The 25132-nt window shown below is 75.2% G+C and carries 22 protein-coding genes; 16 read left to right on the forward strand and 6 right to left on the reverse strand.

The annotated features are described in order from the left end of the window. The first annotated feature begins 117 nt into the window (after nucleotides 1-117). On the forward strand, nucleotides 118-1488 hold the full coding sequence (locus tag ABD335_RS00815) for an FAD-dependent oxidoreductase (RefSeq protein WP_344320026.1): 1371 nt from the start codon (nucleotides 118-120) through the stop codon (nucleotides 1486-1488). 67 nt (nucleotides 1489-1555) lie between these two features. Here ABD335_RS00815 and ABD335_RS00820 read toward each other — a convergent pair whose 3' ends face one another. Beyond that, nucleotides 1556-1915 (reverse strand): ArsR/SmtB family transcription factor, encoded by a 360-nt coding sequence (locus ABD335_RS00820; protein ID WP_344320027.1) that lies wholly within the window; start codon nucleotides 1913-1915, stop codon nucleotides 1556-1558. A 112-nt stretch (nucleotides 1916-2027) separates the two neighbouring features. Between ABD335_RS00820 and ABD335_RS00825 the strand changes: the two genes are divergently transcribed. The 4 genes from ABD335_RS00825 to ABD335_RS00840 all read left to right on the forward strand — a co-directional run bounded on the left by ABD335_RS00825 (nucleotide 2028) and on the right by ABD335_RS00840 (nucleotide 5981). Next, on the forward strand, nucleotides 2028-3110 hold the full coding sequence (locus tag ABD335_RS00825) for an NADH:flavin oxidoreductase/NADH oxidase (protein WP_344320028.1): 1083 nt from the start codon (nucleotides 2028-2030) through the stop codon (nucleotides 3108-3110). Nucleotides 3111-3181: 71 nt separating this feature from the next. Then, nucleotides 3182-3859: a uracil-DNA glycosylase gene (locus tag ABD335_RS00830; RefSeq protein WP_344320029.1), complete on the forward strand. Its 678-nt coding sequence runs from the start codon at nucleotides 3182-3184 to the stop codon at nucleotides 3857-3859. Further along, the gene (locus ABD335_RS00835) at nucleotides 3856-4854 is read left to right on the forward strand and encodes an N-acetylglucosamine kinase (protein ID WP_344320030.1); all 999 of its coding nucleotides are present in this window, start codon (nucleotides 3856-3858) and stop codon (nucleotides 4852-4854) included. Before ABD335_RS00830 ends, ABD335_RS00835 begins: the two co-directional genes overlap by 4 nt. A gap of 164 nt (nucleotides 4855-5018) precedes the next feature. Beyond that, on the forward strand, nucleotides 5019-5981 hold the full coding sequence (locus ABD335_RS00840; RefSeq protein WP_344320031.1) for a sirohydrochlorin chelatase family protein: 963 nt from the start codon (nucleotides 5019-5021) through the stop codon (nucleotides 5979-5981). A gap of 61 nt (nucleotides 5982-6042) precedes the next feature. On the opposite strand, the gene ABD335_RS00845 is transcribed toward ABD335_RS00840, so the two are convergent. Continuing rightward, nucleotides 6043-7107, reverse strand: a complete 1065-nt coding sequence (locus tag ABD335_RS00845) for a lactonase family protein (RefSeq protein ID WP_425583511.1) — start codon at nucleotides 7105-7107, stop codon at nucleotides 6043-6045. 101 nt (nucleotides 7108-7208) lie between these two features. Between ABD335_RS00845 and ABD335_RS00850 the strand changes: the two genes are divergently transcribed. From ABD335_RS00850 to ABD335_RS00865, 4 genes are all read left to right on the forward strand, one after another. Next, nucleotides 7209-7898 carry an HAD family hydrolase gene (locus ABD335_RS00850; protein ID WP_344320032.1) on the forward strand — a complete coding sequence of 230 codons (690 nt, stop codon included), beginning with the start codon at nucleotides 7209-7211 and terminating at the stop codon, nucleotides 7896-7898. A gap of 213 nt (nucleotides 7899-8111) precedes the next feature. Further along, complete coding sequence (gene lanA, locus ABD335_RS00855) at nucleotides 8112-8276, forward strand: SCO0268 family class II lanthipeptide (protein WP_344320033.1); 165 nt, start codon at nucleotides 8112-8114, stop codon at nucleotides 8274-8276. Between the two features lie 93 nt (nucleotides 8277-8369). Then, entirely contained in the window at nucleotides 8370-11537 is a 3168-nt protein-coding gene (locus tag ABD335_RS00860; protein WP_344320278.1) for a lantibiotic dehydratase, read from the forward strand. Further along, nucleotides 11534-12895, forward strand: a complete 1362-nt coding sequence (locus ABD335_RS00865; protein WP_344320034.1) for a lanthionine synthetase C family protein — start codon at nucleotides 11534-11536, stop codon at nucleotides 12893-12895. Before ABD335_RS00860 ends, ABD335_RS00865 begins: the two co-directional genes overlap by 4 nt. Nucleotides 12896-12937: 42 nt before the next feature. Here the strand turns inward: ABD335_RS00865 and ABD335_RS00870 are convergent, their stop codons facing one another. After that, nucleotides 12938-13558: a TMEM175 family protein gene (locus ABD335_RS00870; protein ID WP_344320035.1), complete on the reverse strand. Its 621-nt coding sequence runs from the start codon at nucleotides 13556-13558 to the stop codon at nucleotides 12938-12940. A 118-nt stretch (nucleotides 13559-13676) separates the two neighbouring features. Continuing rightward, a complete protein-coding gene (locus ABD335_RS00875; RefSeq protein ID WP_344320036.1) occupies nucleotides 13677-14099 on the reverse strand; it encodes a secondary thiamine-phosphate synthase enzyme YjbQ in 423 nt (140 codons plus the stop codon). Nucleotides 14100-14192: 93 nt separating this feature from the next. Between ABD335_RS00875 and ABD335_RS00880 the strand changes: the two genes are divergently transcribed. Further along, the gene (locus ABD335_RS00880) at nucleotides 14193-15356 is read left to right on the forward strand and encodes an NAD(P)-binding domain-containing protein (protein ID WP_344320037.1); all 1164 of its coding nucleotides are present in this window, start codon (nucleotides 14193-14195) and stop codon (nucleotides 15354-15356) included. 118 nt (nucleotides 15357-15474) lie between these two features. On the opposite strand, the gene ABD335_RS00885 is transcribed toward ABD335_RS00880, so the two are convergent. Next, nucleotides 15475-16491, reverse strand: coding sequence for a LacI family DNA-binding transcriptional regulator (locus ABD335_RS00885; protein ID WP_344320279.1), 1017 nt, complete (start codon nucleotides 16489-16491; stop codon nucleotides 15475-15477). Between the two features lie 144 nt (nucleotides 16492-16635). Continuing rightward, nucleotides 16636-16956 (reverse strand): L-rhamnose mutarotase, encoded by a 321-nt coding sequence (locus ABD335_RS00890; protein ID WP_344320038.1) that lies wholly within the window; start codon nucleotides 16954-16956, stop codon nucleotides 16636-16638. A 246-nt stretch (nucleotides 16957-17202) separates the two neighbouring features. Here ABD335_RS00890 and rhaI point away from each other — a divergent pair, with 246 nt between their 5' ends. From rhaI to ABD335_RS00920, 6 genes are all read left to right on the forward strand, one after another. Further along, nucleotides 17203-18363, forward strand: coding sequence for an L-rhamnose isomerase (gene rhaI, locus ABD335_RS00895; protein ID WP_344320039.1), 1161 nt, complete (start codon nucleotides 17203-17205; stop codon nucleotides 18361-18363). A gap of 2 nt (nucleotides 18364-18365) precedes the next feature. Further along, nucleotides 18366-20465, forward strand: coding sequence for a bifunctional aldolase/short-chain dehydrogenase (locus tag ABD335_RS00900; RefSeq protein WP_344320040.1), 2100 nt, complete (start codon nucleotides 18366-18368; stop codon nucleotides 20463-20465). Nucleotides 20466-20562: 97 nt separating this feature from the next. After that, entirely contained in the window at nucleotides 20563-22062 is a 1500-nt protein-coding gene (locus ABD335_RS00905; RefSeq protein WP_344320041.1) for a rhamnulokinase, read from the forward strand. Beyond that, nucleotides 22053-22841 carry a (Fe-S)-binding protein gene (locus tag ABD335_RS00910; protein ID WP_344320042.1) on the forward strand — a complete coding sequence of 263 codons (789 nt, stop codon included), beginning with the start codon at nucleotides 22053-22055 and terminating at the stop codon, nucleotides 22839-22841. The genes ABD335_RS00905 and ABD335_RS00910 overlap by 10 nt, the downstream gene beginning before the upstream one ends. After that, the gene (locus tag ABD335_RS00915; RefSeq protein WP_344320043.1) at nucleotides 22838-24382 is read left to right on the forward strand and encodes a lactate utilization protein B; all 1545 of its coding nucleotides are present in this window, start codon (nucleotides 22838-22840) and stop codon (nucleotides 24380-24382) included. The genes ABD335_RS00910 and ABD335_RS00915 overlap by 4 nt, the downstream gene beginning before the upstream one ends. Further along, on the forward strand, nucleotides 24379-25032 hold the full coding sequence (locus ABD335_RS00920; RefSeq protein ID WP_344320044.1) for a LutC/YkgG family protein: 654 nt from the start codon (nucleotides 24379-24381) through the stop codon (nucleotides 25030-25032). Before ABD335_RS00915 ends, ABD335_RS00920 begins: the two co-directional genes overlap by 4 nt. The last annotated feature ends 100 nt before the right edge of the window (nucleotides 25033-25132 follow it).

Below are 25132 nucleotides of genomic sequence, written 5' to 3' on the forward strand. Positions count from 1 at the left end.
GACGGACGGGAACGGGCGGCGGGTCGCGCGTCCCCGTTCCCGTCCGCCGCCCCGCGGTGGGATGCTGGAGGTCTCCGGGCGGAGTCCGGGCGCATCCCGGACGGAAGGAGCCGTGTCGTGGGCGGTCCGCTTCGTGTCGCGGTGGTCGGGTCGGGGCCCAGTGGGGTCTACACGGCGCAGGCCCTGGTGGAACGGCAGGGCCCGCCGGACGTGGCGGTCGACGTGCTGGACCGCCTGCCGTGTCCGTACGGTCTGGTGCGCTACGGCGTCGCCCCGGACCACGAGAAGATCAAGTCGTTGCAGGACACCCTGCGCCGGGTGCTGGAGCATCCGCGGGTGCGCTTCCTGGGCAACGTCCCCGTCGGGCGGAACGCCCCGAACGGCGTGGGCACCGAGGAGCTGCTCTCCCTCTACCACGCGGTGGTGTACTGCGTCGGCGCGGCGGCCGACCGGCGGCTCGGCATCCCGGGCGAGGACCTTCCGGGCAGTTTCTCCGCGACCGACTTCGTCTCCTGGTACAGCGCCCACCCGGACGCGGCCGCGTACCGCTTCGCCCTGGGGGTGCGGTCGGCCGTGGTGATCGGGGTCGGCAACGTCGCCGTCGACGTGGCGCGCTTCCTGGCGCACGACGCGGACGAGCTGCGCGGCACCGACGTGCCGCAGGCCGCGCTGGACGCGCTGGCCGCGGGGGCCCCGGCCGACGTCCACGTGGTGGGGCGGCGCGGCCCGTCCCAGGCGAAGTTCACCACCAAGGAGCTGCGCGAGCTGGACGCCCTGCCCGACGCCGAGGCCGTGGTGCGCCGCGAGGAGCTGGAGCTCGACCCGGCGTACGGGGCGCCCGACTCCCTGCCCGCCGTCGCCCGCCGGAACCTCGGCGTGCTGGACGGCTGGGCGCGCCGGGAGCCGCCGGGGCGGGCGCGCCGCGTGCGGCTGCGCTTCTTCCTGCGGCCCGTGGAGGTGCTCGCCGGTCCGGAGGGCGCCGTGCGCGCGGTGCGCTTCGAGCGGACGGCGCCGGACGGACGCGGCGGCGTGACGGGCACGGGACGGTACGAGGAGATCCCGGCGGAGCTGGTGCTGCGGTCGGTGGGCTACCGCGGCGTTCCGCTGCCGGGGCTGCCCTTCGACCGGACGACGGGGACGGTGCCCCACGAGGCGGGACGGGTGCTGCGCGACGGGGCGCCCTCGCCGGGCGAGTACGTCGCCGGGTGGATCAAGCGCGGCCCGACCGGGGTGATCGGCACCAACCGGTCGTGTGCGAAGGAGACGGTCCGCTCGCTGCTGGAGGACGCCGACGTCCTGCTCGGCCGCCGGATCTCCGACGCCGATCCGCCGACGGCGCTGCGGGCGTCGGGCCGTGAGCCGGTCGGGTGGCGCGGCTGGCTCGACATCGAGCGGGCGGAGGCGGAGCTGGGACGGAGCCTGCGCCGCGAGCGGGTGAAGATCCCCGACTGGGAGGGGCTGCTCGCGGCGGCGCGCCGCGCCGGCTGACCTTCCGCACCCGCCGTCCCGGCCCCCGTGCGCGGTCCTGTCCGCGGCCCCCGCGCCGATCGGCCGGTCAGTCGCCGAGCCGGGCCGCCTGCCGGGCGGCAGCGGTGAGCACGCTGTCCAGCAGGCCGGGGAAGAGCCGCTCCAGGTCGTCGTGGCGGAGCGTGCTCATCTTCGCCGTGCCCCGGTAGCACTGGCGGATCACGCCGCTCTCGCGCAGCACCCGGAAGTGGTGGGTGGTCGTGGACTTGCTGACCGGCAGGTCGAAGCCCGAGCAGGCCAGGTCCTCCCCGGCGGCCGCCAGGGAGCGGACGATCCGCAGGCGTACGGGGTCGGAGAGCGCGTGCAGCACCCCCTCCAGCCGGATCTCGTCGAGAGCCGGGTGGTCCAGTTCTCGGCCGGCGGGCGGGCTCTGGGGTCGGGGCGTCACACCTCCATCGTACGAGAAGCATCGTAGTTTGACATCCACCGTAGTACGGCTCCTATCGTATTAACGGTGAGGGCCGTGACCGTCCGGCCCCGAGCTTCGGGAGGAAACCGCCGTGAGCGCACTGTTCGAGCCGTACACCCTGCGGTCGCTGACCGTCCCCAACCGCGTCTGGATGTCCCCCATGTGCCAGTACTCCGCCGAGCCCACCGGGCCGGAGGCGGGCGTCGCCCACGACTGGCACCTGGCCCACTACGGGGCGCGGGCGATCGGCGGCACCGGACTGATCCTGGTGGAGGCCACGGCCGTCTCGCCCGAGGGCCGGATCAGCCCCGGAGACCTGGGCATCTGGAACGACCGGCAGGCGGAGGCGCTGCGGCGGATCACCGGCTTCCTCAAGGAGCGGGGCACCGTCCCGGGCATCCAGCTCGCCCACGCCGGGCGCAAGGCGTCGACCGACGCCCCCTGGCGGGGTGGAGCGCCGCTGGACGCCGAACACGGCGGCTGGCTCCCCCTCGCGCCCAGCGCGGTCCCCTTCGACGACGGGCACCCGGTGCCGCACGAGCTGACGGAGAACCTGATCGAGGACGTGGTCCGGCAGTTCGCGGACGGCGCGCGCCGGGCGCTGGCGGCCGGGTTCGAGGTCGCCGAGATCCACGGCGCGCACGGCTACCTCATCGGCGAGTTCCTCTCCCCGCACAGCAACCGGCGCACGGACGCGTACGGCGGGAGCTTCGAGAACCGCACGCGCTTCGCCCTGCGGGTCGTGGACGCGGTGCGGGAGGTGTGGCCGGACGAACTGCCGCTGTTCTTCCGGATCTCGGCCACCGACTGGCTGGAGGAGAACGGCTGGACCGCCGACGACACCGTGCGGTTCGCCGGGACGCTGCGGGAGCACGGCGTGGACCTGCTGGACGTCTCCAGCGGCGGCAACGCGCCCCGGGTGCGCATCCCGGTGGGCCCCGGCTACCAGGTCCCCTTCGCCGCCCGCGTCAAGGCGGAGGCCGGCCTGCCGGTGGCGGCGGTCGGTCTGATCACCGAGCCGGAGCACGCCGAGAAGATCGTCGCCAACGGCGAGGCGGACGCGGTGCTGCTGGGCCGGGAGCTGCTGCGCGACCCGCACTGGGCGCACCGTGCCGCGCGCGAGCTGGGCGAGGAGCCCGCGCGCGTGCCCGACCAGTACCGGTGGGCCGTCTGACCCGGCGGCGGGCGGCCGGTCATCGGCGACCGGCTGAAAAGCACCGGGGCCGACCAGTAGAGTGACCGCCCGTGGCAGCACGACCCTTGAACGAGATCGTTGAACCGGGCTGGGCCAAGGCACTGGAGCCCGTGGCCGGACGCATCGCCGCGATGGGCGACTTCCTGCGGGCGGAGATCGCCGCGGGGCGCACCTACCTCCCGGCGGGACCGAACGTGCTGCGCGCCTTCCAGCAGCCCTTCGACGGCGTACGGGTGCTGATCGTGGGTCAGGACCCGTACCCCACCCCGGGCCACGCCGTGGGGCTGAGCTTCTCGGTCGCCCCCGACGTGCGCCCGCTGCCCGGCAGTCTGGAGAACATCTTCCGCGAGCTGCAGAGCGACCTCGGGCTGCCCCGGCCGTCCAACGGCGACCTCACCCCGTGGACGGAGCAGGGCGTGCTGCTGCTCAACAGGGCGCTGACCACCGCGCCGCGCAGGCCCGCCGCGCACCGCGGCAAGGGGTGGGAGGAGGTCACCGAGCAGGCGATCCGCGCCCTGGTGGAGCGCGGCAAGCCGTTGGTGGCCATCCTGTGGGGGCGTGACGCGCGGAACCTGCGCCCGCTGCTGGGGCCGTACCCGGCCGTGGAGTCCGCGCACCCCTCCCCCATGTCGGCCGACCGCGGGTTCTTCGGCTCGCGTCCGTTCAGCCGCGCCAACGAGCTGCTGGTGCGGCAGGGCGCGGAGCCGGTCGACTGGCGGCTTCCGTGACCGGCTGGGTGCTGGGCGTCGACTCGGGCGGCTCCGGACTGCGCCTGGCCCTGGCGCGGACCGGCGACGACCGCGGGACGCCGGTCCCGTCGGCCACCGCCGCCGTGGACGAGCCGGTGCGCACCGGCCCCTCGGGCATCGACGCGGACCACCTGCTGGGCCTGGTGCTGCCCCGGACCACGGCCCTGCTGTCGGAGCTGTCGGACGCGGCGCGCGCCGGCGGGGACCTCCCCCGGATCGACGCCGTGTGCGTGGGCGCGGCGGGCATGGCGACGCTCGGCGACGAGCTGCGGGCCGTCCTGCCCGGCGCGTTCGCCCGCGAGGTGGGGGCAGAGCGCGTGGCGCTGGCCGCCGACGCCGTGACCGCGTACGCCGGCGCGCTGGGCGAGCGGCCCGGCGTGGTGGTCGCCGCGGGCACCGGGATGATCGCCACGGGCACGGACCTGCGCGCCTGGCGGCGGGCCGACGGCTGGGGCCACCTGCTGGGCGACTGCGGCGGCGGCGCCTGGATCGGCCGCGCCGGTCTGGAGGCCGCGCTGCGCGCCCACGACGGCCGGGAGGGCGGTTCGCGGGCGCTGCTCGCCCGCGTCGCGGCCGTCTTCGGCCCGCCGGCCTCCCTGCCGGGGACGCTGTATCCGCGCCCCGATCGCCCGGCGGTGCTGGCGTCGTTCGCCCCGGAGGTGGCCCGGTGCGCCCGGGAGGGCGATCCGGTCGCCGCGCGGATCGTGGACGAGGCGGCCGTCCAGATCGCCACGACCGCCGCGGCGGCCTGTCCCGAGACCGAGGGCAGTCTGGTCGCCCCGACCGGCGGACTGCTCGGGCTCGGCGAGCCGCTGCTCGTCCCGCTCCACCGGGAGCTGGCCTCCCGGCTGCCGCACACCCGGCCGGTACCGGCGGCCGGCGATCCCCTGGCCGGGGCGCTGCTCGTCGCCGACCGGCTGGCCCGGGGCACGCTGCGCCTGCCCGCCGATCCGGCGCTGCTCCACCTCGGATGACCTCGGATGCCCCCGGATGACGATTCCGTATCGGATCGCAAACATCCCGGGTGACGAGAGCAACCGGATGCGTCACCGCGACGCGCGGGAGGAAAGGGGACAGACCGGTACTGCTCGGCCCCGCCCGAACAGCCAAGCCCCTCAAGGCATTAGCATGCGGCGCCATGAGCACCCCCACTGGGCCCGCAAATGGCCTGCCCGTACGAATGCCGCGTCCCCGCCAGCCCGGACGGCACCGCCGGCCGGAGCCCGTCGTCGCGCCCGAGGGTGCGCCCGCGCTGGTGCTGGCCGTCCCCGGGGTGCCCTCCGGCACCTCCAGGAGCCTCGCCGAGGAGGTCCTGAGCATCGCCCGCTCCGAACTGCCCGGCCTCGACGCCCGGGTCGGTTTCGTGGACGGCGACGACGAGGAGTTCCCCGCGCTGCAGAGCGTGCTGGCCCAGGCCGCGACCGAGCACACCGCCCGTGCCGCCGCGTTGGAGGCACAGGCCGCGGCGGCGGAGTCCGAGGGCGAGGGCGACGCCGAGTCCGCCCGGCCCCGGCTCCAGGACGCCCCGGCCGCCGTGGTGGTCCCGCTGCTGGCCGGCCCGGACAGCGCGCAGATGCGCCGGATACGCCAGGCGGTGCTCGCCAGCGGCTCCGGCGCCGAACTGACCGATGTGCTCGGTCCGCACCCGCTGCTGGCCGAGGGCGTCCACGTGAGGCTCTCGGAGGCGGGTCTGGCGCGCGCCGACCGCGCCCGGCTGTTCACGGTGGCGACCGCCGCGGACGGCATCATCCTGGCCGCCATGGGCGGCGAGGAGGCCGTGCAGGCGGCCGGGATCACCGGCATGCTGCTGGCCGCCCGCCTCGCGGTGCCGGTGCTGGCCGCCGGCCTGGACGAGGACGGTTCCGTCTCCCGCGTGGCCGAGCAGCTCCGCGAGTCCGGCTCTCAGCAGCTGGCGCTGGCGCCCTGCCTGATCGGTCCCGAGATCCCCGACGGCCTGCTGGACTCCGCGGCGAAGGAGGCGGACTGCCCGACGGCGGAGCCGCTGGGCTCCTACACCGCGGTGGGCAAGCTGGTCGCCTCCGCCTACGCCGTGAAGCTCGGCATCGCCCAGCGCTCGCCGCAGGGGGCGCCGGTCCGCTGACCCGGACCGGCCCCCGGCCCGGTCGGCGCGGTCGCCCCGGTCGACGCGGTCCGTCGGCCGATCAGGCGAAGAGGACGCGGGTGGCGGCCGGTGCCCCGATCGAGCCCGCCCGGTGCGGCACCCCGTCCGGGTCCAGATCGAACCAGGTCACGTCGCCCGAGCGTTCGTTGGCGGCGTAGAGCCTGCGCCCGGCCGGGTCGAGGACCAGATCGCGCGGCCAGTGCCCGCCGCAGGGGACGGTGGTGACCGGCTCCATCTCCTCGCCCTCCCGGTCGAGGGCCAGGACGGCGATGCTGTCGTGCCCCCGGTTGGCGACCCAGACGCGGCGGCCGTCGGCGGAGACCGCCAGCTCGGACGGGTGGTTCTCCCCCTCTTCGGCGTCCTTCGGCAGCGTGCGGGCCTCTCCGGTCGGCTCCAGGCTGCCGGTCTCCCCGTCCCAGCGGCAGCCGGTCACGGTGGACTCCAGCTCGTTGACCACGTACGCCCGCTTCCCGTTCGGGTGGAAGGCCAGGTGGCGCGGTCCGCTGCCGGGCCGCATCGGCGTCCGCCCGTGCGGGCGGAGCGCGTCCCCGTCGAGCCGGTGGACCCACACCGAGTCGGTGCCGAGGTCCACCGAGAGCAGCCAGCGTCCCGAGGGGTCGGGCACCACCGCGTGGGCGTGCGGCCCCTCCTGTCGGGAGCGCACCGGTCCGGAGCCGTGGTGCCGCAGGACGGTGGGCGGTGTGCCGAGGGTGCCGTCGGGGCGCAGGGGCAGGGAACTGATGCTGCCGGAGGTGTAGTTGGCGGTGATCAGCCGGCCGGCCGCGCAGGTCAGGTGGGTGGGACCGGCGCCGTCGACGGGCACCGCCCCGCCCGCGGGCCGGGGCCGGTCGGGGTCGGCCAGGGAGAGCGCGGCGGCCTTGCCGTCCTCGGTCTCGCTGACCGCGTAGAGCATGTCCCCGCCGGGGCCCAGGACGAGGTAGGAGGGGTCGGGCACCGCGTCCGTGTGGTCCAGCACGGTCAGCGCGCCGGTGTCCGGGTCGACGGCGGCCGTGGTGATGCCGCGCCCGCCCGCCGAGGTGTAGGACCCGATGTACGCCCGCCGTCCGCCGCCCGTACCGTCCACTGCGCCGCCCTTCCCGTCCATGGTGATCCAGGTCTCAGGCGACCGTAGCAGTTGGACTGGACCAGTTGGGGGCAGCGGCACCCCGCGTCCGCGCCCTCCGGCCCCCTTGGCATGCTGGCCCCATGACTGCCTCCCCCTCCCTCGCGGTGATCTTCGATCTCGACGGCACGCTCGTGGACAGCGAGCCCGCCTACCACGAGGCGGGCCGGCGGCTGCTGGCCCGGTACGGCGTCGCGGACTTCACCTGGGAGGACCACACGCGGTTCATCGGGATCGGCACCCGGGAGACCCTGACGGCGCTGCGCGAGGAACACGGGATCGACGCCCCGGTGGAGGAGTTGCTGGCCGGCAAGAACCGCATCTACCTGGAGCTGGCGCGCACCTCGGCGACCGTGTTCCCCGGGATGCGGGCGCTGGTGGAGCGGCTCCACGCGGCCGGGTTCCCGCTGGCCGTCGCCTCCGGCTCGTCGCGGGCCGCCATCGACGCGGTGCTGGCCGGCGCCGGTCTGGACGCCCTGCTGCCCGTGCGCGTCTCGGCCGAGGAGGTCGGCCGGGGCAAACCCGAGCCGGACGTCTTCCTGGAGGCGGCCCGGCGGCTCGGCGTCGAGCCCGGACGGTGCGCGGTGGTGGAGGACGCGCCGCCCGGGGCGGAGGCGGCCCACCGCGCCGGGATGCGGTGCGTCGCCGTCCCCTACCTGCCGGAGACGGCCGGCGATCCGGCCTTCGCGACGGCGGGGCTGTGCTTCCCCGGGGGCCAGAGCGAGTTCGACGCGCGGGTGGCGTACGACTGGCTGGTGGGTCCGGGGCACTGATCCCGCCGGTGCGCGGATCGGGACACGTGCGGCGTCGTCCGTCCGAAACTCCCTGGCAGAGCGGGTGTCACAGGACATTTCACCGGAGGCGGTTGTCCGGTTTTCGACTCCCTGGTCGGTGCTCCCTACACAGACAGTGGTGCCGCGGAGCCTCATGAGGGCTTCGTTGCTTTCGGGCACCGTGTGGCAACCAACGACCCTTGGGAGTAGCCCTTGCGTACCGAGATCCTCCTGCAGGAGACCCAGGACACCGCCGACCTCGACCTCGACCTCCGCATCTCCGACGTCTCGGAGCAGGACCGCCAGGAGTTCGGCCGGGGCACCTACACCTCGCCGAGCAGCTTCGCCATCGGCACCCGCTGCCCCGTCTGCTGCTGACGCCGGACGGACGACCGTGCGCGGGGCGGGCCCTGCCCGCCCCGCGTCTCCGTGCACCCCTGCGACCCGAGGGCGGACGACGTGCGACCAGACATGGACCTGTTCGAGGTGCGGGAACCGGTGCTCGTGCGGATGGCGAGCACACCGCGCACCGGCGCCGGCATCCGGATCGACGCCGCCGACCCGGTGCCCGGGCTCCGGCGGCTGGCGGCCGACCCCCTGCTGCGGCAGGCCGTCGAGACCGCCGGCGACAGCCTCGCCACCGTCCTGCGCCGCATCGAGTCGGCGGACGGCGCCTCGGCTCCCGCCCACAGGCGCGTCGTCCGCGCCGCCCAGTCCCTCACCCGCTACGCCCGCCGGGCCTCCGGCCGTCCCACCCCGTTCGGCCTGTTCGCCGGCGTCACGCGGGCCGGCTTCGGTCCGGCCGCCAAGTCCGCGCTCTCCGGCCCCGGTTCGGTCACGGTCCGCCTGGACGGCGCCTGGCTGCACCGCCGTGTCCTGGAGTGGCTCGCCGTCCCCGAGGTCCGCCGCCGCGTGGAGGTCGTCCTCAACGACCTGTGCGTCCTGCGGGACGGGCGGCTGACGCTGGACACGGGCGGGCGCGAGACCTCCGTCCGCGACAACGCGCTGGTCGCCCGGGTCCGCGAGGCGGCGGCCCGCCCGGTGGCCTACACCGCTCTGCTGGCGGACCTGACCGAGCGGCTGCCCTCGGTCGCTCCCGACCGCATCGACTCCCTGCTCGCCGGACTCGTCCGGCACGGCTTCCTGCTGACCTCCGTCACCCCGTACCGGATCGACGACGCCCTGCTCGACCGCGTCGAGGCCGCCGTCGACGGTGCCGTGCCGGGTGCCGCCGACGGGCTGCGCGCGGTCCGCGCCGCGGCCGCCGCCCACGAGCGGGACCGGCCCGGGCAGGGCCGCGACTCCTGGCGCGCCCTGCTCGACGCCGTCCGGCGGATCGATCCCGGCCGGGACGGGGACGGCGGCTCCGGCGACGGCCGGGAGCGTCCGCCCGTCCAGGTCGACCTGCGGGCGCAGGCGGAGATCGTGCTGCCGCACGCGGTCGGCGACGAGGTGCGCCGCTACGCCGCCGTGATCTGGGCGATCACCCCGGAGTGGGCGACGCTGGAGCACATGCGGGACTACCGCGACCGGTTCATCGAACGGTACGGGACCGCGTCGGCCGTCCCGCTCGCCGATCTCGTCGACCCGCACCGCGGCCTGGGCCTGCCCCCCGAGTACCACAGCGCCGGCGACCCGGCGGCGCACGCGCGGATCGGTCCGGGGGACGAGGCCGACCGCCCCCGCCGCGCCCTGATCGCCGAACTCGTCCAGCAGGCGATCCGCGACGGCGGCGACGTCGAACTGACGGACGCCGACGTGGAGCGCCTGGCCGAAGCCGCCGGGCACGACCCCGGCGCACGGCCGCCGCGCTCCCTCGAGTTGTGCTTCCAGCTCCTCGCGGAGAGCACGGCCGCTCTCGACCGCGGGGACTTCCTGCTCCTGGGCAGCCCGCACATCGGCTCGTGGACGGCCGGCGCGACCGCGGGCCGGTTCGCCGCCGCGACCGGCCTGACCGACGAGCTGTCCCGGCTGGTCGCGGAACCGGCCGAGGACGGCGTCCTGCTCGCCCAGGTCGACGTCCGGCCGCGCGACCCGCGCTCCCTGAACATCGTGCAGGTCCCCCCGCTGCTGCCGTACCGGATTCCCGTGGGCGTGCCCGACGACCGCGGCGACCCGCGCTGCCTCGACTGGCGGACGCTCCTGGTGGCGGCCGGCGCGGACGGGCTGCGACTGCTCCACGGGCCGACCGGTCGCCAGGTGGTGCCCGTGGTGCCGCACATGCTCGCGCTCGACCGGGAGGCGCCCGCCGTGGCCCGTTTCCTGTCGGACCTGGCCCTCGCCCGCCCCCGTGTGTGGTCGGGCTGGGACTGGGCGGGCCTGGAGGTGCTGCCGTACCTGCCCCGGGTCCGCTACGGACGGGTCCTCACCTCCCCCCGCCGGTGGCTCGCCGGCCGACGGCTCAAGGACGCCGCCCGCTCGGCCGACGCCTCCGTCTGGGAGGAGGGGCTGCGCGACTGGCGCCGCCGCAACAGGGTGCCCGACCGCCTCCAGATCGCCCGTCACGACCAGATGTTCCCCGTGGACCTGCGCGAGCCCTGGGACCGGTCGCTGCTGCGCGCCGAACTGGCCCGTCCGGACGCCAGGTTCGTGCTCTTCGAGGACGCCACGGCCGACGGCGCCGGCCTCGGCTGGGTCTCCGGCCACAGCACCGAGATCGTCGTCCCCCTGGTCCGCGCGGCCCGCACGACGGCGCGGCACGCGCCGGAGGACCGGCTCCCGCACGTCCCCGCTCCTCCGATCCGCCCCGCCCCCACCCGCGTCCACCTGCCGGGCGAGGACTGGCTGTTCGCCAAGCTCTACGCCGAACCGGCCGCGCACGACGCCCTCCTGGCCGACCGTCTCCCGGCGCTGCTGGCCGAGGTCGAGGCGGACACGGACCGCTGGTTCTTCATCCGCTACCGGGACCCCGAACCGCACCTGCGGCTGCGTTTCCACGGTGCTCCCGACGCGCTGCGCGAGCGGGTGCTGCCCGCCCTCTCCCGCCACGTCCGCGCCATGATCGACGCCGGGGCCGTCCGCACGATGGAGCTGGACGTCTACCGGCCCGAGACCGACCGGTACGGCGGGCCGGAGGCGCAGCCCGCCGCCGAACGGCTGTTCCTGGTCGACAGCCGCTCGGCGCTGCTACAGCTGAGGGCGCGCCGGAGCGGGGCGGCGGCCGTCCCCGACGAGGTGCTCGCCGCCGCCGGCCACGCGGTCCTGCTGGAGTCGCTGGGCGACTGGGACTGGTGCGGCTGGGTGGACCGCATGTTCACCAAGGGGCCGGAGCACGAGGCGTACCAGCGGCACCGGGCGCTCGCCGACGAGCTGGTCCGCCCCGGCCGGGCGGCCCACGGCGCGGCACGGGCGCTCGGCGTCCCCGCGCTGGAGCGGCTGTGGACCGAGTCCCCGGAGCCGCGCGCCTACGGCGACCTGGTGCTGAACGCCCCGGCGGCGGACCGTGACGAGGCGCTGCTGTCGCTGCTGCACATGCGGCACAACCGGCTGTTCGGCATCGACCCGACGGCGGAGGCCCGCGGGTACGCGGTGCTCCGCGGCGCCGTCCGCACCCACCTCGGCCGACGGGCGCACGGTGCCGGCGCCGGCCGTTCCGGCGCGACGGCGGAGACCGATCCGGCCGAGGGGAGCGCCCGATGAGCGTCACGGAACCGTCGTCCCCGTTCGGCGGGGCGGACCCGGCCGGCCGCGCCGCCCTGCGCGAGCGCGCCGGAGCCGTCGCCGACGAGGTGCTCGACAGGCTCGCCGACCCCGCCGCCACCGCCGCCGCGACCCGCATCCCGGCCGAGGCGTCCGACGACGGCCGGGACGAGCCGATGTGGGCGGAGCTTACGCTCGGCAGCGGCAGCCCCGGCGTGGCCATCGGCTTCAGCGGCCAGGCCCGGCCCGGCACCGACCGCGCCGGACGCGCGCACCGCTACCTGGCCGCGGCGACGCGGGCCGCGGCCGACGGCGACAACCCGCCGTGCGGGATCTTCAAGGGGCCGGGCGCCCTGGCCTTCGCGGTGCTGTTCGCGCACCGGGCCACCGGCGGCTACGTCTCGGCCCTGAAGCGGCTGGACGAGCACCAGCGCCAGGTGGTGCGCACCGCACTGCCCGAGGTCCCCGACGGTCCGCTGCCGACCATCGGCCACTACGAGGTGGTGCGCGGCATGACCGGCGTCGGCCGGTACCTGCTCGCCCGCGCCGAGGACTGCGCCGCCGAACTGGAGGCCGTCCTGGCGTACCTGACGGAGCTGGCCCGGGGCGACGTCGAGCACCGGGGCCGGCGGGTGCCGCGCTGGTGGAGCCTGGACGCGCCGCGGGTGGGACAGGAGGCCGAACTGCCCGACGGACACCTCAACCTCGGCCTGTCGCACGGCGTCGCGGGTCCCCTGGCCCTGCTGTCGCTCGCCTGGCGGGAGGGGGTCCGGGTGCCGGGCCAGCGCGAGGCGATCGAGTCCGCCGCCTCGCTGCTGGCCCGGTGGGCGCTGCGCGACGAGCACGGGGTGTTCTGGCCCGGCTACCTGGGCCTCGCCGAGTGGCTGGCCGGACCCGAGGGGCACCGGGCCACGGCCGGCTGGCCCTCGTGGTGCTACGGCGCGCCGGGGGTCTCGCGCGCGCTGCAACTGGCGGGCCTCGCACTGGGCCGCGAGGAGTGGACGGCGCTGGCCGAGGCGTCGGTGGAGCGGTTGCTGGCGCTGCCCATGGAGCGGTGGGGCGTCAACGACCACGCCCTGTGCCACGGCTGGGCCGGGGTCCTGCACCTGCTCGGGCGGGTGAACGAGGACCTCGGCGACGAGCGGGTGGAGGCGCTGCGCGACCGGGTGGCGGCGCGGCTGGTGGACGCGTTCGACCCGGACCTGCCGTTCGGCTACCGCTTCACCATGACCCGGGTCCCGTTCGGGACCGACATGTCGGGCTACCTGGACGGCGCCGCCGGGCTGGCGCTCGCGCTGGACGCGTACGCGGCGGGCGGCGCGCCGTCCGGCTGGGACATGCCGCTGCTGCTGTCCTGACCGGGCTGCCGTCCCGACCGGCCCGGGCGCACCGGGGCCGGCTCAGGCCCGCCGCACGCGCGCCGCGATCCGTTTCTCCAGCACCGAGAGGGGGATCGCGGCGGCCCAACTGTAGATCGCGGCGGTCGGCGAGACCGCCGCGATGCCCACGGAGAGCAGGAACACCAGGGCCTGGGCCGGGGGCGGCGGGACCGTGCGCCGCCGGGCGCCCGTCGGGCGGCGGCCGAGTTCCAGTTCCATCGCGTAGAGCACCGTCGCGGCGGTGCCGATGACCGCTCCGTACAGGCCGGGGCCGACGAACTCGTCGCCGTAGTCCTGGAGGACGGAGGTGGGGAACGGGATCAGGGACACCAGCGCGAGGAAGGCGACGTTGAGCCAGAACAGCCGGGTGCCGATCCGCTCCACCTCCCGCAGCACCGCCTGGTGGGCCCGCCAGAACAGCGCGATCACCACCACGCTCAGCAGGAAGGTGGCCACCTGGGACAGGGCCTCGTCCAGCGCCTCGCGCAGCTCGGCCCCCCGGAGGCCGTCGGGGAGGTCGATGTCCAGGACGAGCAGCGTCAGGGCGATGGACATCACGCCGTCGGTGAGGGCGAACATCCGCTGGGCCGGCACGAAGTGGTGCCGGGGCGGGCCGGCCGTGCGTCGCGGGCCTTCGTTCATCACCCCGTGGTAGCACGGCCCGTCCCCCGGGGGGCGCCGGCCGCGCGCGTGGTCCTCCGGGTGGCGCCGGACGTCCCGCCCCACGGTGGACGGGGCGGGACGTCCGGCGCGGTACGGATCAGCCGAGGAAGCTCAACCGGACCCTGCGGTCCGGGTTGTCCCGGTTGGTGTCCACCAGGCAGACCGACTGCCAGGTGCCCAGTTCCAGCCGGCCCGCCACCACCGGCAGCGTGGCGTGCGGCGGGACGATGGCCGGCAGGACGTGGTCGCGACCGTGGCCGGGGCTGCCGTGGCGGTGGCGCCAGCGGTCGTCGGCGGGCAGCAGGTCGCGCAGCGCGGCGAGCAGGTCGTCGTCGCTCCCGGCGCCGGTCTCGATGATCGCGACGCCGGCGGTCGCGTGCGGGACGAAGACGTTCAGCAGCCCGTCGCGGCCGGCGGCCACCTCGGCGAGGAAGCGCTCGCAGTCGCGGGTGAGGTCGGCGACGGTCTCGCCCGAGCCGGTGGTGACGTGCAGGATGCGGGTCGTGAAGCGATCGCTCATGGTTCCATCCTGGCGTCTCGCGAACGGCTTCCGCCCGCGTCCGCACGGCCGTGGGCCGGGAAGTTTCGATCTCCGTCCACGGTTGCTTGAGATATGAACCACGTGGCGGTCGGAGGAGGCACCGGGACCCGCGAGGTCGAGGCCGTGGTCGTCGGTGCCGGGCAGGCGGGCCTGTCGAGCGCGTACCACCTGCGGCGCGCCGGGTACGTGCCCGGCCGGGACTTCGTCGTCCTGGACCACTCCCCGCGCCCCGGCGGGGCCTGGCAGTTCCGCTGGCCCACCCTCACCTACGGCCGGGTGCACGCCATGAACGCCCTGCCGGGCATGGAGTTGACCGGCGCCGACCCCGACCGTCCCTCCTCCGAGGTGATCGGCGAGTACTTCACGGCCTACGAGCGCGCCTTCGACCTGCGGGTGCGGCGCCCGGTCCACGTGCGGGCGGTGCGCGAGGCGGGGGACGGACGGCTGCGGGTGGAGACCGACGCCGGTGTCTGGATCGCCCGGGCGCTGATCAACGCGACCGGCACCTGGGACCGGCCGTTCGTGCCCCGGGTGAAGGGACAGGAGACCTTCGCCGGACGCCAGGTGCACACCTCCCGGTATCCGGGCCCGGACGCCTTCGCGGGCGAGCGGGTGGTCGTCGTGGGCGGCGGCACCTCCGCCGTCCAGCACCTGCTGGAGATCTCCCGGGTCGCGTCCGCCACGACCTGGGTCACCCGCCGCGAGCCGGCCTTCGTCGAGGGCCCCTTCGACGAGGAGCGCGGGCGGGCCGCGGTCGCCCTGGTGGAGGAGCGGGTGCGGGACGGTCTGCCGCCGCGGAGCGTGGTGTCGGTGACGGGGCTGCCGATGACGGAGGAGATGCGCCGCGCCCGGGAGAGCGGGGTGCTGCGCCGGCTGCCGATGTTCGACCGGATCACTCCCGAGGGGGTGGCGTGGGACGACGGACGCTCGGTGGCGGCCGACGCCATCGTGTGGGCGACGGGCTTCCGCGCCGCGATCGGCCATCTGGCGCCGCTGCGGCTGCGCGAGCCCGGCGGCGGCATCCGGATGGAGGGGACCCGCACGGCCCGCGATCCGCGGATCCATCTGGTCGGCTACGGCCCCTCGGCCAGCACCATCGGCGCCAACCGCGCGGGGCGGGCCGCGGTGCGGGACGTCCGCGCCCTTCTCTCCCGCGCCCGGGAGGGCGGGCGGGACGGACGGGGCGCCGGTCCCGCGCGCGGAAGCGCGGCCGGTCCGCGACCGGTCGCGCGATAGCGGCGAAGCGCGCGGTTCCCACGGCGTCCGAGCGACGTGCCGCGGGCCGTCGCCGCCGCCCGGGTCGGTGCCGGGGGCAGTGCCGGGGAATCAGTGCCGGGGAATCGGTGCCGGGGAATCAGTGCTGGGGGGAGGAGATGCTGGAGTCGCGGACGACGAGCTCCGGGCGGAGCACGATCCGCTGGTGCCGGTGGCGCTCGGCGTCCTCTCCGGTCTCCTCGATGAGGAGGTCGGCGGCCGTCTGGCCCATCCGGACGGCCGGCTGCCGCACCGAGGTCAGGGGCACGGCCGCCGCGGCGGCGAACTCGATGTCGTCGTAGCCGACCAGCGCGATGTCGCCCGGCACCGAGACGCCGGCCGAGAACAGCGCCTGGAGCACCCCCAGGGCCAGCAGGTCGTTCGCGCAGAACACCGCCGTCGGACGCGGTGTCATGCCCAGCAGCCGCGCGCCGGCGTCGCGGCCGGCCGCCACGTCCAGCCGCTCGCCCTCGATCCGGCGCAGCGATCCCTCCGGCAGCCCGGCCTCGCGCAGGGCCTCCAGAGCGCCGGTGTGCCGGTCGCGGCACTGCGACAGGTGCATCGGCCCGCTCACGTAGACCAGTTCGCGGTGGCCCTGCGCGAGCAGGTGCCGGGCGGCCAGCGCCCCGCCCGTGATGTCGTCGACCGACACCGAGCACCCCTCGGCGCTGGGCACCACCCGGTCCACCACGACGTAGGGAATGCCGTGCCGCCGGAAGTCCGCCAGATTGCGGCCGCTGGTGTCGGCCGGGATGATCAGGACGCCGCGCACCCGCTGCTCGGCGAAGAGGGAGAGGTAGTCGGCCTCCTCCGCCGGGCTCTGGGCGCTGTTGCAGAGCATCACCCCGAGCCCCTGTTCGCGGGCGGCGCGTTCGGCGCCGGTGGCGACGTCGGCGAAGAAGGGGTTGGTCATGTCGAGCACCAGCAGCGCGATGATCCGGCTCCGGCCCGCCCGCAGGTGCCGTGCCGACTCGCTGCGCACGTATCCCAGTTGGGCGATCACGGCCTGCACCCGGGCCCGGGTCTCCTCCGCGACCATCTCCGGGCGGTTGATGACGTTGGAGACGGTGCCGACGGACACCCCCGCCTGACGTGCCACGTCCTTGATGCCCACCATGCGCGCCACGAGTCCGACCGTCCCCTGACCTGTGTGTTGTCCGCGGCACCTGCCACGGGCCGCTCGCCCATGCTACGCACCGTGCCCGGTCGGCGTGCCCACCCCGGGCCGCCGCCCGTTCTCCTCCGCCTCCGGCCGGCCGGTTCAGTCGAGGTGGAAGACCTCGGTGAGCGGCCGCATGGCGCGGTCCGGGAGTTCGCCGTCCGGGGACTCGAAGAACTCCGCCATCTCGGCCTGCCAGCGGGCGTTGACCTCGGTGGCCTCCATGGCGGCCCGGGCCGCCTCGAAGTCCTCGGTCTCCAGGTAGCCGACGAGCAGGCCGTCCTCGCGCAGGAAGAGCGAGTAGTTGTGCCAGCCCGCCTGCCCGAGGGCGTCGAGCATCTCCGGCCAGACGGCGGCATGGCGCTCGCGGTACTCCGCCGTGCGGTCGGGCCGGACCTTCAGCAGGAAACAGACGCGCTGCACGTGGCTCCTCGTTCCTCGATGTCACCGATGCGGGTGAAAGGTTTCACTCCGATCGCAGGCACCGTAGAGGCGTCCCCGCCGCACGTCAACGGCCGCACCCGGAAGCGATCACGGAATCTCTTCTTCCGAAGCGGGTCGCGCGGGTGGTCCGTCCTGTCGGCCCCCTTGACACTCCTGTCGGGGGCACCTAGCTTTCCCGCGATGAAACGATTCATGACCATGCCTGGCATCCGGGAGCGCTGACGCATGACCGCCGTGTCCGCCGTGAAGGCGGCCCTCAAGAACCAGGCCATCGAGACACCGTCGTGGGCCTACGGCAACTCCGGGACGCGCTTCAAGGTCTTCGCGCAACCCGGTGTGCCGCGCACTCCGCAGGAGAAGATCGACGACGCGGCGAAGGTGCACGAGCTCACCGGTGTCGCGCCGGCCGTCGCCCTCCACATCCCCTGGGACCGCGTCGACGACTACGCCGCGCTGGCGAAGCACGCCGAGGAGCGCGGGGTGCGCATCGGGGCGATCAACGCCAACGTCTTCCAGGACGACGACTACCGGCTCGGCAGCGTCTGCCACCCCGACGCGACCGTGCGGCGCAAGGCGCTGGACCACCTGCTGGAGTGCGTCGACATCATGGACGCCACCGGCTCCCGCGACCTGAAGCTGTGGTTCGCCGACGGCACCAACTACCCCGGCCAGGACGACGTCCGCTCCCGTCAGGACCGGTTGGCCGAGGCGCTGGCGGCGGTCTACGAGCGGCTGGGCGAGGAGCAGCGGATGCTGCTGGAGTACAAGCTCTTCGAGCCCGCCTTCTACACCACCGACGTCCCCGACTGGGGCACCGCCTACGCCCACTGCGTCAAGCTGGGCGAGAAGGCGCAGGTCGTGGTGGACACCGGCCACCACGCGCCGGGCACCAACATCGAGTTCATCGTGGCGGTGCTGCTGCGCGAGGGGAAGCTGGGCGGCTTCGACTTCAACTCCCGCTTCTACGCCGACGACGACCTGATGGTCGGCGCCGCCGACCCCTTCCAGCTCTTCCGGATCATGTACGAGGTGGTGCGCGGCGGCGGGTACGGGCCGCGGACCGCCTTCATGCTCGACCAGTGCCACAACATCGAGCCCAAGATCCCGGCGATCATCCGCTCGGTGATGAACGTCCAGGAGGCCACCGCCAAGGCGCTGCTGGTCGACCGCGAGGCGCTGGCGGCGGCCCAGGCCGAGGGCGACGTGCTGGCCGCCAACGCCGTGCTGATGGACGCCTACGACACCGACGTACGGCCGCTGCTGGCCGAGGTCCGCGAGGAGATGGGGCTGGACCCGGACCCGGTCGCGGCCTACCACCGCTCGGGATGGGCCGAGCGGATCACCGAGGACCGCAAGGACGGCCGGCAGGCCGGCTGGGGGGCGTGACGATGGCGGAGCAGACCACGAACGAGCAGGCCGTGAACGAGCAGGCCGTGAACAAGCGGACCGCCCGGCGGAACGAGACGGTCCAGGCGCTCCTGGCGCGCTCCCACCGGCTCGGCGCGGACCCGCGGAACACCAACTACGCGGGCGGCAACACCTCCGCCAAGGGCACCGCCACCGACCCCGTCACCGGCGGGGAGGTGGAGCTGCTGTGGGTCAAGGGCTCCGGCGGCGACCTGGGCACGCTCACCGAGCAGGGGCTGGCGGTGCTCCGGCTGGACCGGCTGCGCGCCCTGACGGACGTGTACCCGGGGGTGGAGCGCGAGGACGAGATGGTCGCCGCCTTCGACTACTGCCTGCACGGCAGGGGCGGCGCGGCCCCGTCCATCGACACCGCCATGCACGGCCTGGTGGACGCCGCCCACGTGGACCACCTCCACCCCGACTCCGGCATCGCGCTGGCCTGCGCGGCCGACGGCGAGAAGCTGACCGCCGAGTGCTTCGGCGACCGCGTGGTGTGGGTGCCCTGGCGCCGGCCCGGCTTCCAGCTCGGACTGGACATCGCCGCGATCAAGGAGGCCAACCCGCAGGCGATCGGCTGCATCCTGGGCGGACACGGCATCACCGCCTGGGGCGCCACCTCCGAGGAGTGCGAGCGCAACTCGCTGGAGATCATCCGCACCGCCGAGGCGTTCCTCGCCGAGCGCGGCAGGGCCGAGCCGTTCGGGCCGGTGCTCGACGGCCACGGTCCGCTGCCGGACGCCGAGCGCCGGGAGCGCGCCGCCGCGCTGGCGCCGCACATCCGGGCGATCGCCTCCCGGGACCGGCCGCAGGTGGGCCACTTCACCGACTCCGAGGTGGTGCTGGACTTCCTCTCCCGCGCCGAGCACCCGCGCCTGGCGGCCCTGGGCACCTCCTGCCCGGACCACTTCCTGCGCACCAAGGTCCGCCCCCTGGTGCTGGACCTGCCGCCGACCGCGCCGGTCGAGGACGCCGTCGCGCGGCTGAAGGAGCTCCACGAGGAGTACCGCGCGGAGTACCGGGCCTACTACGAGCGGCACGCCACCGCGGACTCCCCGGCGATGCGCGGCGCGGACCCGGCGATCGTCCTCGTCCCCGGCGTGGGGATGTTCTCCTTCGGCAAGGACAAGCAGACCGCGCGCGTGGCGGGCGAGTTCTACGTCAACGCGATCAACGTGATGCGCGGCGCGGAGGCGGTCTCCACCTACGCGCCGATCGAGGAGTCGGAGAAGTTCCGCATCGAGTACTGGGAGCTGGAGGAGGCCAAGCTGCGCCGGATGCCGGCGCCCAAGCCGCTGGCCACCCGGATCGCGCTGGTCACCGGCGCGGGCTCCGGCATCGGGAAGGCCATCGCGCACCGGCTGGCCGCCGAGGGCGCGTGCGTGGTGGTCGCGGACCTCGACGGCGAGAGGGCCGAGCAGGTCGCCGAGGAGATCGGCGGGCCCGACCGGGCCGTGGCCGTGACGGTGGACGTCACCGACGAGGAGGGGATCGTCGAGGCGTTCAAGACGGCCGTGCTCGCCTTCGGCGGCGTGGACCTGGTGGTCAACAACGCGGGCATCTCCATCTCCAAGCCGCTGCTGGAGACCACCGCCCGGGACTGGGACCTCCAGCACGCCATCATGGCCCGCGGCTCCTTCCTGGTCTCCCGCGAGGCCGCCCGGGTGATGATCGCCCAGGGCATGGGCGGCGACATCGTCTACATCGCCTCCAAGAACGCGGTGTTCGCCGGTCCCAACAACATCGCCTACGGCGCCACCAAGGCCGACCAGGCCCACCAGGTGCGGCTGTTGGCGGCCGAGCTGGGCGAGCACGGCATCCGCGTCAACGGCGTCAACCCCGACGGGGTGGTGCGCGGCTCCGGGATCTTCGCGAGCGGCTGGGGCGCGCAGCGCGCGGCCGTCTACGGCGTGCCGGAGGAGAAGCTCGGCGAGTTCTACGCCCAGCGCACCCTGCTCAAGCGCGAGGTGCTGCCCGAGCACGTCGCCAACGCGGTCTTCGCCCTGACGGGCGGCGACCTCGGCCACACCACCGGGCTGCACGTCCCGGTGGACGCGGGCGTCGCCGCGGCCTTCCTGCGCTGACGCCCGTCCCCCGTGACCCCTGCCCGGCCACCGCGTGACCCTGTCGTGCCGCCGCGGTCGCCGGGCAGGTTCCACCCCCTTCATCCGCGAGGTCCCCGTGTCCCCATCCCCACCCGGTCCCCTCTCCTTCGCCGCCGTCGACCTGGGCGCCTCCAGCGGGCGCGTCATGGTGGGCACGGTCGGGCCCGGCACCCTGGAGCTGCGCGAGGCGCACCGCTTCCCCAACCGCCCGGTCCGTGCCGCGGGCACCCTGTACTGGGACGTCCTCGGCCTGTACCGGGGCGTGCTGGACGGGCTGCGGGCGGCGGGGAGGACGGTGCCGGAGGGGCGTCTGACCTCCGTCGGCGTCGACTCCTGGGCGGTGGACCACGGGCTGCTGGACGCCTCGGGCGCGCTGCTGGGCAATCCGGTGCACTACCGCGACGGCCGCACCGAAGGGGCCGCCGAGCGGGCCGCGGCCGTGATGCCGCCGGAGGAGCTGTACGCGGCCACGGGCCTGCAACACCAGCCGTTCAACACCCTCCACCAGCTCACGGCGGCGCGGGGGACGTCCGCGCTGGCCGCCGCCCGGCACCTGCTGCTGATCCCCGACCTGATGGCGTACTGGCTGACGGGCGAGATGGGCACCGAGCTGACCAACGCCTCCACCACCCAGCTGGTCGACCCGCGCACCGGCGACTGGGCGCGTGGCGTGGCCGACGCGTTCGGCGTCGACCTGTCGCTGTTCCCGCCGCTGCGCCGGCCGGGGGACCGGGCCGGCGAGCTGCTCGGGGAGGTCCTGGAGGAGACCGGGCTGGCCGGTCCGGTGCCGGTCACGGCCGTCGGCTCGCACGACACCGCCTCCGCCGTGGCGGGGGTCCCGGCGGACGGCGGCGGGGGCGACGGGGCGTTCGCGTACATCGCCACCGGCACCTGGTCGCTGGCCGGGGTGGAGCTGGACGCTCCCGTGCTCACCGAGGAGTCCCGCCGCGCCAACTTCACCAACGAGCTGGGGGTGGACGGCACGGTCCGCTACCTGCGCAACATCATGGGCCTGTGGCTCCTCCAGGAGTGCCTGCGCGCCTGGGAGGCCGACGGGCTGCGGCCGGAGCTGGGGACGCTGCTGCGCGAGGCGGCGAAGGCGCCCGCGCTGCGCTCGGTGGTGGACGCGGGCGATCCGGGCTTCCTGGCGCCGGGCCGGATGCCCGAGCGCGTGGCGGACGCCTGCCGCCGCACCGGTCAACCCGTCCCGCGCGACCCGGCCGAGACGGTCCGCTGCGTGCTGGACTCCCTGGCCTTGGCCCACCGCAGGGCCGTCGCCGACGCCCAGCGGCTGTCGGGACGGGAGGTGGAGGTGGTGCACGTCGTCGGCGGCGGCGTGCACAACGAGCTGCTGTGTCAGCTGACGGCCGACGCCTGCGGGCTGCCGGTGGTCGCCGGTCCGGCCGAGGCGGCGGCCTTCGGGAACGTCCTGGTCCAGGCGCGCGCCGCCGGCGCCGTCCACGGCGACCTGGCCGGGCTGAGGTCGCTGCTGCGGGCCACACAGCCGCTGCGGCACCATGAGCCCATGGGTGATCGTGACGCCTGGCGGCGGGCGGAGGCCGCGATATGCGCGTAGCACTGTTCGTGACGTGTGTGACCGACACGCTCTACCCGGGCACCGGGCGGGCCACGGTCGCCCTGTTGGAGCGGCTGGGAGTGGAGGTGGACTTCCCCCCGGCGCAGAGCTGCTGCGGGCAGCCGCAGTTCAACACCGGCTACCGGCGCGAGGCCGAGCCGCTGGTGCGCCGCCACGCCGAGGCGTTCCGCGGCTACGACCACGTCGTCACCCCGTCCGGTTCGTGCGCGGCGATGGTGCGGGAGAACCATCCGCGCGTCGCCGCCCGTTCCGGTGACGCCGCTCTGGAGCGGGCCGTGGCCGAGGTCGCGCCGAGGACGTACGAGCTGAGCGAGTTCCTGGTGGACGTGCTGGGGGTGACGGACGTGGGGGCGTACTACCCGCACACGGTCACCTACCACCCGACCTGCCACGGTCTGCGGACGCTGGGGCTGGGCGACCGCCCCCGCCGGCTGCTGGAGAACGTGCGCGGGCTGGAGCTGGTCGAGCTGCCGGGTGCCGACCAGTGCTGCGGTTTCGGCGGGACCTTCGCGGTGAAGAACGCGGCGGTGTCGGCGGCGATGGGCGCGGACAAGGCGCGCGCCGTCGAGAGCACCGGCGCCGAGGCGGTGTGCGCGGTCGACAACTCCTGTCTGATGCACATCGGCGGCATCCTGTCCCGGCGGGGCTCCACGGCCCGGCCCGTCCACCTCGCCGAGATCCTGGCCGCCACCGAGGGCGGCGCGGGGCGCGGGACGGAACACGGCACGGGGAACGGCACGAGGAGGGGCGCACGATGAGCGGCCGTACGTACCTGGGCATGCCCGCCTTCCCCGAGGCCGCGGCCTCGGCCACCCGGAACGCGCGGCTGCGCGGCAATCTGCGTCACGCCACCGGCACCATCCGCGCCAAGCGCGCGAAGGCCGTCGCCGAGCTGTCCGACTGGGACGCGCTGCGGGCCGCCGGCGCCGCGATCAAGGACCGGACGCTGCGCCACCTCGACCACTACCTGGAGCGGTTGGAGGAGGCCGTCACCGCCGCGGGGGGCACCGTCCACTGGGCGGCCGACGCCGCCGAGGCCAATCGGATCGTCACCGATCTGGTGAAGGCGACCGGCGAGACCGAGGTGGTCAAGGTCAAGTCGATGGTCACCCAGGAGATCGGCCTCAACGCGGCGCTGGAGCGGGCGGGCGTCCGCGCCTACGAGACCGACCTGGCCGAGCTGATCGTCCAGCTCGGCGACGACCTGCCCTCCCACATCCTGGTCCCGGCCATCCACCGCAACCGCGGCGAGATCCGCGACATCTTCCGGCGGGAGATGGGCCGTTGGGGGCGCCCGGCGCCGGACGATCTGACCGACAACCCCGCCGAGCTGGCCGAGGCCGCCCGGCTGCACCTGCGCGAGAAGTTCCTGCGGGCGAAGGTGGGCGTCTCCGGCGCCAACTTCATGGTCGCCGAGACCGGCACCCTGGTCGTGGTCGAGTCCGAGGGCAACGGGAGGATGTGCCTGACCCTGCCCGAGACCCTGATCTCGGTGGTCGGCATCGAGAAGGTGGTGCCCACCTGGCGGGACCTGGAGGTCTTCCTCCAGCTCCTGCCCCGCTCCTCCACCGCCGAGCGGATGAACCCCTACACCTCGATGTGGACGGGCACCACCGACTCCGAGACCGCCGACGGCCCGCGCGTCTTCCACCTGGTGCTGCTGGACAACGGCCGCAGCGACGCCCTCGCCGACACCGTCGGCCGCCAGGCGCTGCGCTGCATCCGCTGCTCGGCCTGTCTGAACGTCTGCCCGGTCTACGAACGGGCGGGCGGGCACGCCTACGGGTCGGCCTATCCGGGCCCGATCGGCGCGATCCTCACTCCCCAACTGCGGGGCACCGCCGGCGACTTGGACGCCTCGCTGCCGTACGCGTCCTCGCTGTGCGGCGCCTGCTACGAGGTCTGTCCGGTCGCCATCGACATCCCCCAGGTCCTGGTGCACCTGCGCGAACGCGTCGCCGAGGGCGGCGAGGCGACGGTGCGCGGGCGGCGCACGACGATCAGGCCCGCGCGGGGCCACGCGGCCGAGCGCGCCGCGATGCGGGCGGCCCGCTGGGCCTTCGACCATCCGCGGGCGCTGCTGGCCGGGCAGCGGCTGGCCTCCCGCACCCGCCGGCTGCACCCGCGGCGGCTGCCGGGGCCGGGCCGCGCCTGGACGGCCGCCCGCGACCTGCCCGCCGTCCCGGCCGAGTCCTTCCGCGACTGGTGGCGGCGCACCCGGGGCTCCGAGGGGGAGAAACGGGGAGAGCGGCGGGGAGAGACCCCGGGAGCGGCCCGGGGAGAGGGAGGCGAGCGATGAGCGACCGCGACGTGGTGCTGGCCCGGATCCGCCGCGCCCTGGTCGACGTGCCGCGCTCGGAGACCCCGGACGACGTCCCCGTCCCCCGGGAGTACGAGCGCGCCCACGTCCCGGACGGTGCCGAGGCGTCCGAGGAGCTCGTCGACCTGCTGGCGGAGAACCTGGCCGACTACCGGGCCCTGGTGCACCGCACGGACGCCGACGGCCTGCCCCTCCTGCTGTGCCGGCTGCTGCTCGCGCGCGGCAGCGGAACGGTGCTGGTGCCGCCCGGTCTGCCGCCGTGGTGGCTGAAGGCCGCCGACGCCGTGCGGATCCACGACCGGGCCGCCTCCACGCCGGACGAACTGGACGCGGTGGACAGCGTGGTGACCGGGTGCGCGGTGGCGATCGCGGAGACCGGCACGATCGTGCTGGACGGCGGCCCCGACCAGGGGCGTCGCCGCATCACCCTGATCCCCGACCACCACATCTGCGTGGTGCGGGTGCCCGAGCAGGTGGTGGCCTCCGTGCCGCGGGCCCTGGAGCGTCTGGACCCCACCCGTCCGCTGACCTGGATCTCCGGTCCCTCGGCCACCAGCGACATCGAACTGGACCGGGTCGAGGGCGTCCACGGCCCGCGCACCCTGGAGGTCGTCCTGCTGACGGAGTGAACGGTTCCGCGTCGCGGGGCCCCGTCGTTGCGCTGTCGGGGCCCCGTCATTGCTCTACACCTCTGTCACCGTGCGTGGCCTCTTGTCGCTCACGGCGCAC

It is taken from the genome of Streptomyces macrosporus (assembly GCF_039533145.1).
GTDB classification, from domain to species: Bacteria; Actinomycetota; Actinomycetes; order Streptomycetales; family Streptomycetaceae; genus Streptomyces; species Streptomyces macrosporus.

Bases quoted from the DNA above. Each gene is read 5' to 3' on its own strand.
- ABD335_RS00840 (WP_344320031.1), top strand. From the start codon at position 5,019: ATGAGCACCCCCACTGGGCCCGCAAATGGCCTGCCCGTACGAATGCCG.
- ABD335_RS00845 (WP_425583511.1), bottom strand. From the start codon at position 7,107: ATGGACGGGAAGGGCGGCGCAGTGGACGGTACGGGCGGCGGACGGCGG.
- ABD335_RS00850 (WP_344320032.1), top strand. From the start codon at position 7,209: ATGACTGCCTCCCCCTCCCTCGCGGTGATCTTCGATCTCGACGGCACG.
- ABD335_RS00860 (WP_344320278.1), top strand. From the start codon at position 8,370: ATGGACCTGTTCGAGGTGCGGGAACCGGTGCTCGTGCGGATGGCGAGC.
- ABD335_RS00865 (WP_344320034.1), top strand. From the start codon at position 11,534: ATGAGCGTCACGGAACCGTCGTCCCCGTTCGGCGGGGCGGACCCGGCC.
- ABD335_RS00870 (WP_344320035.1), bottom strand. From the start codon at position 13,558: ATGAACGAAGGCCCGCGACGCACGGCCGGCCCGCCCCGGCACCACTTC.
- ABD335_RS00875 (WP_344320036.1), bottom strand. From the start codon at position 14,099: ATGAGCGATCGCTTCACGACCCGCATCCTGCACGTCACCACCGGCTCG.
- ABD335_RS00880 (WP_344320037.1), top strand. From the start codon at position 14,193: ATGAACCACGTGGCGGTCGGAGGAGGCACCGGGACCCGCGAGGTCGAG.
- ABD335_RS00885 (WP_344320279.1), bottom strand. From the start codon at position 16,491: ATGGTGGGCATCAAGGACGTGGCACGTCAGGCGGGGGTGTCCGTCGGC.
- rhaI (WP_344320039.1), top strand. From the start codon at position 17,203: ATGACCGCCGTGTCCGCCGTGAAGGCGGCCCTCAAGAACCAGGCCATC.
- ABD335_RS00900 (WP_344320040.1), top strand. From the start codon at position 18,366: ATGGCGGAGCAGACCACGAACGAGCAGGCCGTGAACGAGCAGGCCGTG.
- ABD335_RS00910 (WP_344320042.1), top strand. From the start codon at position 22,053: ATGCGCGTAGCACTGTTCGTGACGTGTGTGACCGACACGCTCTACCCG.
- ABD335_RS00915 (WP_344320043.1), top strand. From the start codon at position 22,838: ATGAGCGGCCGTACGTACCTGGGCATGCCCGCCTTCCCCGAGGCCGCG.
- ABD335_RS00920 (WP_344320044.1), top strand. From the start codon at position 24,379: ATGAGCGACCGCGACGTGGTGCTGGCCCGGATCCGCCGCGCCCTGGTC.